Origin of the sequence: Sandaracinobacteroides sayramensis (assembly GCF_022014495.1) — a bacterium.
Taxonomy (GTDB): domain Bacteria; phylum Pseudomonadota; class Alphaproteobacteria; order Sphingomonadales; family Sphingomonadaceae; genus Sandaracinobacteroides; species Sandaracinobacteroides sayramense.
The window spans coordinates 1-8,181 of record NZ_JAKLSQ010000034.1; the positions used below are offsets into that span (position 1 = coordinate 1).

At 68.7% G+C, this 8,181-nt stretch carries 9 protein-coding genes; 3 read left to right on the forward strand and 6 right to left on the reverse strand.

What is annotated here, in order from left to right:
* Window positions 1–46 precede the first annotated feature (46 nt).
* The 4 genes from L6Q21_RS17235 to L6Q21_RS17250 all read right to left on the reverse strand — a co-directional run bounded on the left by L6Q21_RS17235 (window position 47) and on the right by L6Q21_RS17250 (window position 2,755).
* On the reverse strand, window positions 47–796 hold the full coding sequence (locus L6Q21_RS17235) for an Npun_F0296 family exosortase-dependent surface protein (protein WP_237831993.1): 750 nt from the start codon (window positions 794–796) through the stop codon (window positions 47–49).
* A 191-nt stretch (window positions 797–987) separates the two neighbouring features.
* Window positions 988–1,614, reverse strand: a complete 627-nt coding sequence (locus L6Q21_RS17240; RefSeq protein WP_237831994.1) for a MarC family protein — start codon at window positions 1,612–1,614, stop codon at window positions 988–990.
* A complete protein-coding gene (folD, locus tag L6Q21_RS17245) occupies window positions 1,611–2,468 on the reverse strand; it encodes a bifunctional methylenetetrahydrofolate dehydrogenase/methenyltetrahydrofolate cyclohydrolase FolD (RefSeq protein WP_237831995.1) in 858 nt (285 codons plus the stop codon). The genes L6Q21_RS17240 and folD overlap by 4 nt, the downstream gene beginning before the upstream one ends.
* Window positions 2,465–2,755 carry a YggT family protein gene (locus L6Q21_RS17250; RefSeq protein WP_237831996.1) on the reverse strand — a complete coding sequence of 97 codons (291 nt, stop codon included), beginning with the start codon at window positions 2,753–2,755 and terminating at the stop codon, window positions 2,465–2,467. The genes folD and L6Q21_RS17250 overlap by 4 nt, the downstream gene beginning before the upstream one ends.
* 104 nt (window positions 2,756–2,859) lie before the next feature.
* On the opposite strand from L6Q21_RS17250, the gene recF reads away from it, so the two are divergent.
* Genes recF through L6Q21_RS17265 form a run of 3 tightly spaced genes read left to right on the forward strand, consistent with a single transcriptional unit; the run spans window position 2,860 to window position 6,892 of the window.
* On the forward strand, window positions 2,860–3,960 hold the full coding sequence (gene recF, locus L6Q21_RS17255; RefSeq protein ID WP_237831997.1) for a DNA replication/repair protein RecF: 1,101 nt from the start codon (window positions 2,860–2,862) through the stop codon (window positions 3,958–3,960).
* Between the two features lie 51 nt (window positions 3,961–4,011).
* Window positions 4,012–6,417: a DNA topoisomerase (ATP-hydrolyzing) subunit B gene (gene gyrB, locus L6Q21_RS17260; RefSeq protein ID WP_237831998.1), complete on the forward strand. Its 2,406-nt coding sequence runs from the start codon at window positions 4,012–4,014 to the stop codon at window positions 6,415–6,417.
* Between the two features lie 7 nt (window positions 6,418–6,424).
* Window positions 6,425–6,892: a hypothetical protein gene (locus L6Q21_RS17265; RefSeq protein ID WP_237831999.1), complete on the forward strand. Its 468-nt coding sequence runs from the start codon at window positions 6,425–6,427 to the stop codon at window positions 6,890–6,892.
* Window positions 6,893–7,121: 229 nt separating this feature from the next.
* On the opposite strand, the gene L6Q21_RS17270 is transcribed toward L6Q21_RS17265, so the two are convergent.
* Both L6Q21_RS17270 and L6Q21_RS17275 read right to left on the reverse strand, forming a co-directional pair.
* Complete coding sequence (locus L6Q21_RS17270) at window positions 7,122–7,505, reverse strand: hypothetical protein (RefSeq protein ID WP_237832000.1); 384 nt, start codon at window positions 7,503–7,505, stop codon at window positions 7,122–7,124.
* A partial coding sequence (locus tag L6Q21_RS17275) for a hypothetical protein (RefSeq protein WP_237832001.1) occupies window positions 7,502–8,181 on the reverse strand: 680 nt, incomplete at its 5' end. The genes L6Q21_RS17270 and L6Q21_RS17275, both read right to left, overlap by 4 nt.

The window sequence follows — 8,181 nt, forward strand, 5'->3', positions numbered from 1 at the left end:
GGCGACACAAGTCGCCGGCGCCCTTTTCTTGTGCTGAAGCCGCCGGTCAGGCGACCGTGCGCGGCGCCATCGTGCGGCGGCGGCGGGCCGCCGCGCCCACCAGGCCGAAGCCGGCGATCAGCATCGCCCAGGTCGTCGGTTCCGGCACGCCGCCGACGCGGGTGTAGAAGCCGACGGTGTGGTTGTCGGATTCATAGCCACCGCTGGAAAGCTGGCTGATGACGATCTTGTCGTAGCTGTCGCCATCGGTGAAATAGATGTTGAGGAAGGCGTAGGGCTCGCCCGAATTGTTGCCGGCATAGGGCGCGTTCGGGTTGCCGTAATAGGCGGCGGCGTTGGCGCGCGAGTCGATCTCGCCCTTCACCGAGCCGGTGTCGATCGTGGCGACAAGATTGCCGGCGCTGTAGAATTGCAGCGTATTGCCGGCGTTGAGAGCCGACAGCCAGTAGCCGAAATAGGTGAGGCCTTCGGGCAGGGTCGTCGTGAACTCGATGGTGATCGGGTTCAGGTTCGAGAAGGTGACGATATGGTTGCCCGTGCCGCCGGCGGAGCCATATTGGTTGGCCGTGTCGATGCGGCCGCCGCTGTAGGTGGCCTGGATCGCTCCGCCCGTGCCGAAGTCGGTGGTGAAGCCGGCGGGCGAACCCGCAGCGCGGCTGTCGAAGGTTTCGACGCCGACGGTGGTGAAGCCGGCCGTGGTGTTCTGCACGCCGGGCGCTTCGTAATTCACATAGGAAGCCGCCGCAGCCGGCGTGGCGATGACGCCGATGGTCGCCATCACGAAAAGAATGCGCATGAAATTCCTCCAACCCTGACGCGGCGGGATATGGCCGCATGCCGGAATAGATGCATAAAGCGTGCCAGGATGCAGATGGCCGGAGTGGAGAAGGAGGGCTTGCCCGCAAGCGCCGGCGTGCGCGATTGGAATTGTCAGAAATGCCGACAGAATATGTCGCCTTAAGCTTTCCCGTTGTTAACCATAGGATATCAGCCGAAGGCGCCTTTCAGTCCGTCGATGACGATCTGGGCGGCGAGCGCCGCGAGGATCACGCCCAGCAGGCGGGTGATCATCCCCTCCACCTTGGCGCCGATGCGGCGCATGATCGGGCCGGCGGCGAGCAGGGCGGCCAGCGTCAGCAACAGTACGATCGCAAGCGCCAGATAGACGGCCGCCTTTTCGACGCTGTCGCCGGCCTTGCCGGTGAGCAGCATGACGGCGGCGATCGAGCCGGGCCCGGCGATCATCGGCATCGCCATCGGGAAGACGGAGACATCCTCCGTCTCCTCGTCGTTCACCGCCTTCGCCCGTTCCTCCCGGCGCTTCACCCGGGTTTCGAACACCATGTCGAGCGCGATCAGGAACAGCATGATACCGCCGGCCACCCGGAAGGCGTCCAGGCTGATTCCGAGCGCGCGCAGGAAAGGCTCGCCGACGGCGGCGAAGCCGAAGAGGATGACGGACGCGATCACCACCGAGCGGATCGCCATCGCCTTGCGCGCCTCCGGCGAGGAGCGCGCGGTGAGGCTGGCGAAGATCGGCGCCGCGCCGGGCGGGTCGATCACCACCAGCAGCGTGACGAAGGCCGATACGAACAGGTCCCAGGGCAGGCTCATGCCTGGCTGGCGGCCTTCAGCGTGTTCTCGAGCAGGCAGGCGATGGTCATCGGCCCGACACCGCCGGGGACGGGGGTGATGTGGGCGGCGACTTCGGCGGCCTCGGTGAAGCAGACGTCTCCCACCAGCCGCGTTCCGGTGCCGGATTCCTTCGCCACCCGGTTGATGCCGACGTCGATCACCGTCGAGCCGGGCTTCAGCCACGAGCCGCGCAGCATTTCCGGGCGGCCGACGGCGGCGACCACGATGTCCGCCCGGCGGCAGAGGCCGGGGAGGTCGCGGCTGCGGCTGTGGGCGACGGTGACGGTGGCCGAGGCCGAGATCAGCAGCGAGGCCATTGGCCGGCCGACGATGTTGGAGCGGCCGATGACCAGCGCTTCGGCGCCCGTCAGGTCTCCCAGTGTCGATTCGAGCAGGCGCAGGCAGCCGAGCGGGGTGCAGGGGACGAAGCCGTCGAGCCCGGTCGCGAGGCGGCCGGCGTTGACCGGATGGAAGCCGTCCACATCCTTGTCGGGCGATATGGCGGCGATCACCTTCTGCGCGTCGATATGGGCGGGAAGCGGAAGCTGGACGAGGATTCCGTCCACCTGCGCGTCGCGGTTCAGGCTTTCGACGAGGGCGAGGAGCTCGGCTTCGGCGAGGTCCGCGTCGCGGCGGTGCTCGATCGAGGTGATTCCGGCTTCGGCGCAGGCGGCGATCTTGTTGCGCACATAGACATGGCTGGCGGGATCGTCGCCGACCAGCACCACCGCCAGCGCCGGGGCGCGGGCGCCGGCCGCGCCCCGGGCGATCACCGCCTGCGCGATGTCGGCCCTCAGGCGCGCGGCGTGGGCCTTGCCGTCGATCAGCATCATACCAGCATGTCCAGCCGGAGGCCGGTGAGGAGGCGCTGCACCAGCATGATGCCCAGCACCAGCACCAGCGGCGAAAGGTCTATCCCGCCCATGTCCGGCAGCAGGTTGCGGATGGGGCGCAGCAGCGGATTCAGGAACCGGTCCAGCGAATAGAGGACGGAGGCCACGAAGCGGTTGTTCAGGTTGACGATGTTGAAGGCCACCAGCCAGCTGAGGATCGCCTGGACGATGATGATCCAGATCAGCAGCTGCAGCAGATAGACGGCGAAGTTCAGGAGTTCGGCCATGGTGTTCATCGGGGCGGCTATGTCCTCGGTTGGAGTGGGCCGGTCGGGAGCGGGTTTTGTCCAGCCTCTAGCCGCTTGCGCGCGCCGCCGCTAGACCGGCGATCGTGGCCGCCCCCGTTCATCTTCTGTCCCTGTCGCTCGGCGGGTTCCGCAACCATGCGGCGACCCGGATCGAGCCGGGGCGGGCGGGCTTCGTGCTGCTGACGGGGGCGAACGGCGCGGGCAAGACCAACATCCTGGAAGCGGTTTCGCTGTTGGCGGTGGGGCGCGGGCTGCGGGGCGCGGCGCTTTCGCACATGGCGGCGGCCGGCGGCGAAGGCGGGTTCCAGCTCCGCGCCGAACTGCTGCCCGACCCGGGGCTGCCGCCGGTTCTGCTGCACAGCTTCACCCTGCCGGCCGCGCCCGAGCGGCGGCAGCTTCGGGTGAACGGCGCGGCGGCGGCGCTTTCGACGCTGGCCGACTGGTCGGCGCAATTGTGGCTGACTCCGGCGATGGATCGGCTGTTCTCCGACTCGGCGTCCGCCCGGCGGCGGTTCCTCGACCGGCTGGTGCTGGCGCTTTCCCCCGGCCATGGCGGCCATGCCAATCGCTACGAGGCGGCGATGCGGGCGCGCACGCGGCTGCTGACCGCCGACACCCCGGCCGATCCCGCCTGGCTGGAGGCGCTGGAGGCGCAGATGGCCGAGCATGGCGCGGCGCTGCTGGCGGCGCGAGCGGATACGGTCGCCGCCTTGTCGGCGGTGCTGGCGGCGGCGCCGGAAGGGGTGTTTCCGAAGCCGGCGATCGCCTTGTCGGAACCCGAGGTCTGGCCGGCGGACGCCCTTCGGGCGCGGTTGCAGGGCGCGCGGGGGGCCGACCGGGCGGCCGGGCGGGCGACCTTCGGGCCGCACCGCGCCGACCTTCTGGTGACGCATGCGGAAAAGGCGATGCCGGCCGCGCTTGCTTCCACCGGCGAGCAGAAGGCCTTGCTGATCTCCATCCTGCTGGCGCACGCGGCGCTGACCGCCGAGCGCTCCGGGCGGGTGCCGCTGCTGCTGCTGGACGAGGCGGCGGCGCATCTGGACCCGGAGCGGCGGCGCGCCCTCTTCCAGCGTGTCTCGGCGCTGGGGGGGCAGGCATGGCTGACCGGAACCGACGCCGCGCTGTTCGAGGGGCTGGAGGCGGAACGCTACCATGTGGCGGGTGGCGGGGTGGAAAAGGCCTGATATTGGCGGCTTTTGCTGGCGTTTCGCAGGCGCGTTTCCTATAGACTTTGCATGAGCGAAGACGAAAGCAGGTCGACCGCCGCCGGCGGCGAATATGGCGCTGAATCCATTCAGGTTTTGAAGGGCCTCGAAGCGGTCCGCAAGCGGCCGGGCATGTACATCGGCGACACCGACGACGGCTCCGGGCTGCACCATATGGTGTTCGAAGTCTCCGACAATGCGATCGACGAGGCGCTGGCCGGCTATTGCGACCGAATCCTCATCCAATTGAACGCCGACGGCTCGGTGACGGTGGAGGACAATGGACGCGGCATCCCGACCGGAATCCACCCGGTGGAAGGCGTTTCCGCGGCCGAACTGGTGATGACGCAGCTGCACGCCGGCGGCAAGTTCAACAACCAGGAAGGCAACAGCTACAAGGTCTCGGGCGGCCTGCACGGCGTCGGCGTCTCGGTGGTGAACGCGCTTTCCGAATGGACCGAGCTGCGCATCTGGCGCGACGGGCACGAGCATTTCATGCGCTTCCAGCATGGCGTGCCGGAAGCGCCTCTGGCCGTCGTCGGGCCGCAGGGCGGGCGGCGCGGGACGCAGGTGACCTTCCTGCCCTCGATCGAGACCTTCCGCACCGGAATCGAGTTCGACTTCGACAAGCTGGAGCACCGCTACCGGGAACTGGCCTTCCTGAACTCGGGCGTGCGGCTGGCGCTGGTGGACGCGCGCCATGTCGACCGGCGCGAGGTGGAGCTGTTCTACGAGGGCGGGCTGACGGAATTCGTCCGCTATCTGGACCGCACCAAGACCTCGCTGATGGCCGAGCCTATCGCCATTCGCGGCCAGCGGGATGATATCGGCATCGAAGTCGCCCTGCAGTGGAACGACAGCTATTATGAGCAGGTGCTGGCCTTCACCAACAACATCCCGCAGCGGGATGGCGGCACGCATATGGCGGCCTTCCGCGCGGCGCTGACGCGGACGCTGAACAATTACGCCGAACGCTCCGGCCTGCTGAAGAAAGAGAAGGTGGGGCTGAACGGCGACGACATGCGCGAAGGGCTGACGGCCGTGGTCTCGGTGAAGCTGCCCGACCCGAAGTTCAGCAGCCAGACGAAGGACAAGCTGGTCTCGTCGGAAGTGCGGCAGCCGCTGGAATCGCTGCTGGCCGACAAGCTGGCGGAATGGCTGGAGGAAAACCCCGGCCCGGCGCGCGCCGTGGTGCAGAAGATCATCGAGGCGGCGATCGCCCGCGAGGCGGCGCGAAAGGCGCGCGAGGCCAGCCGCAAGTCGGCGCTGACCATCGCCTCGCTGCCCGGCAAGCTGGCCGACTGCCAGGAGAAGGATCCGGCGAAGTCCGAGCTGTTCTTCGTGGAAGGCGATTCCGCCGGCGGTTCCGCGAAGCAGGGGCGCGACCGCAGCTTCCAGGCGATCCTGCCGCTTCGGGGCAAGATCCTGAACGTGGAGCGGGCGCGCTTCGACCGGATGCTGGGCTCCAAGGAAATCGGCACCATCATCCAGGCGCTGGGCACCGGCATCGGCCGCGACGAATTCAATGTGGAGAAGCTGCGCTACCACAAGATCGTCATCATGACCGACGCCGACGTCGACGGGGCGCATATCCGCACCCTGCTGCTGACCTTCTTCTACCGGCAAATGCCCGAGCTGATCCGCGCCGGACATCTGTTCATCGCCCAGCCGCCGCTGTTCAAGGTGACGCGTGGACGGTCTGAAGTCTATCTGAAGGACGAGGCGGCGCTGGAGGAATATCTGGTGTCGGCCGGCGTTTCCGGCCTGGCGCTGGAGCTGGGCGGCGAGACGCTGACCGGGGCCGATCTCGGCGCGCTCGTCGAGCATGGGCGGCGGCTGCGGCGGCTGATGGCCTATGTGCCGCGCCGCTACCCGCCGGCGCTGGTGGAGGCGCTGGCGCTGGCCGGCGCGCTGGACCCGAACGCCGCCGATCCGGCGGCGACCGCCGCGCGGCTGGGCGCCTGGCTGAACGAGGGCTCGGCCGGCTGGTCCGCCGAGCCGGGGGCCGAAGGCGGCTTCGTGGTGCGGCATCTGGACCGGGGCGTGACCGACGCCTTCGTCATCGACCGGGCCTTTGTCGGCTCGGCCGAGGCGCGCAAGCTGCACGCGCTGGCCGCGGAAAAGGCCGCGGCCTGGCTGCGGCCGGGGGCTGTGGCTGGCGGCAGCATCCGCCGGCCTTCGGAACTGCTGGAGGCGGTGATGGAGGCCGGGCGCAAGGGGCTGGCGGTGCAGCGCTACAAGGGGCTTGGCGAAATGAACGCCGAGCAATTGTGGGAAACCACGCTGGACCCGTCTGCGCGCACCCTGTTGCAAGTCGAGATCGGCGATGCGACACTGGCCGACGAGACTTTCACTAAGCTGATGGGCGACATTGTAGAGCCCCGGAGGGAATTCATTCAGGAAAATGCGCTTTCTGTCGCCAATCTCGATATCTAGCCTGGCCTTGCTGCTGCTGGCCACGGCCCCCGTTGCCGCGCAGCAGAACCAGGATGAGGGGGATGTGGAACGCATCGGCAAGAAGGCGGAGAATATCGCCCGCCAGCCGATCATGGACGTGGGGCTGATGCGCGAGAATCCGCCCGAGGTGCTGCGCGACGCGCAGAAAGCGCCCTACACGCTGGCCGGAATCCGCAACTGCAACGATCTGCGGCGGGCGGTCGCGGAGCTGGACACATATCTCGGCCCGGATGTGGACGCCGTGGACGAGAAAGGCGACGCGCTGACGGAACGGCTGGCGGAGGCGGGGGCGAAGTCCATCGTCAATTCGCTGATCCCGTTTCGCGGGCTCGTGCGCGAGGCGACGGGAGCGGCCGAGGCCGACCGCCGGTTCCGGATGATGGTCGCCTCCGGCATGGCGCGGCGCGGCTATCTGAAGGGCGTGGCGCAGGAACGGAAGTGCAAGCTGCGCTGAGCTTTGGGGGGGGGGATCGAGCCGGCATTCGTTGCGCGGTTTGAGAGCCTATACAGGTAATGGATCCATTTTCCGTCATCCCGGGCTTGACCCGGGATCCCGCTTCTTTCCCACGCTGGGGGGAAGCGTGCCGCTGGGTCACGCCCGGGGTGACGCAGGTGAGGGGTGGCGAAGGTCGGGGGCGGTTGCTGGATAGCGTTTGAGAGGATCGGCTGGCCGGGCTGGCGGCTTATTGGCAGGCGCGCATTCCGCCCACCGGGAAGGTCATGATCTCGCCGGCGGGGGCGCCGTTCGGCGCCACCTGCTCGATCCGCATCGAGCCGCTCTCGATGATGGCGCCGTTGGTGATTCCGGGGCTGGGGGCGAAGCTCAGCACCATCGTCGTCCGATAGCCGTGGCCGCCATATTGGCCGGGGGCGATTTCGGAGATATCGAACATCTGCTTGCCCTTGCGCAGCCGCATGGTCTTCGCGGTCTCGTCGATCATGGCGAGGCGCAGCGGCGGATTGCTCTTCACCCAGATGAAGACGAGGCAGCGGCCGGGCACCGGCTTCTGCGGCGGAAGCTCGGTCAGGCCCATCACGCTGGCGGCGAGAAGCGCGAGGATGCTCATGATTTCAGCGCCAGTTCGGCTTTCAGAGTGGAATCGGCGTTGCGGCTGAGGCTGGCCCCGTCGAAGCGGGCGCCCTTCATCTCCAGGTCGGCGATCAGCGGCAGCAGCGCCGTGCCGCGCGCGGCCGGCAGGTGGAAGCTGATATGGCCGGCGCCCGGCGCCATCGCCACATCGGTGAAGCCGGCCGCGACGAAGGCCTGGCGCACGGCGCTGGCCGGAAGCGGTGCGATATTCTTGCGGATCTGCACGATGGCGGCATCCTGCCGGGCGCTGACGAAGCGCAGCATGGCGGTGGAAAGCTGCGTCCGGCTGGCGGCGGTGCCCGCGCGCCTGTCGGCCAGGGTGAAGGCGGTGCCATCGCCCTTGCCCTCGAACGGGCCAGAGGCGAGGCGGGCGGAAAGCTGGTTCACCGCTTCCGCCGCGCCGCCGAGCGTTAACAGCAGGCCGCCGTCCGGCAGCAGCCGCGCCTGTTCCAGCCGCGAGCCGGGGACCGCGTCGACGGCGGCGGCGGCGAAGCTGAGCCGGGCGCCGAGCGCCGCCCCTTCGGCCGAGCTGCGCGCCGCCGCCAGCGCGGCGGCGGCGTCGGTGGCGTTTTCCGGGCGCTGGCCGAGCGTCTGCGCGGCGAGCTCGATGACGCCCTGGTCGTAGCCGGCGATGGCGGCGGGGGCGCGCGCCC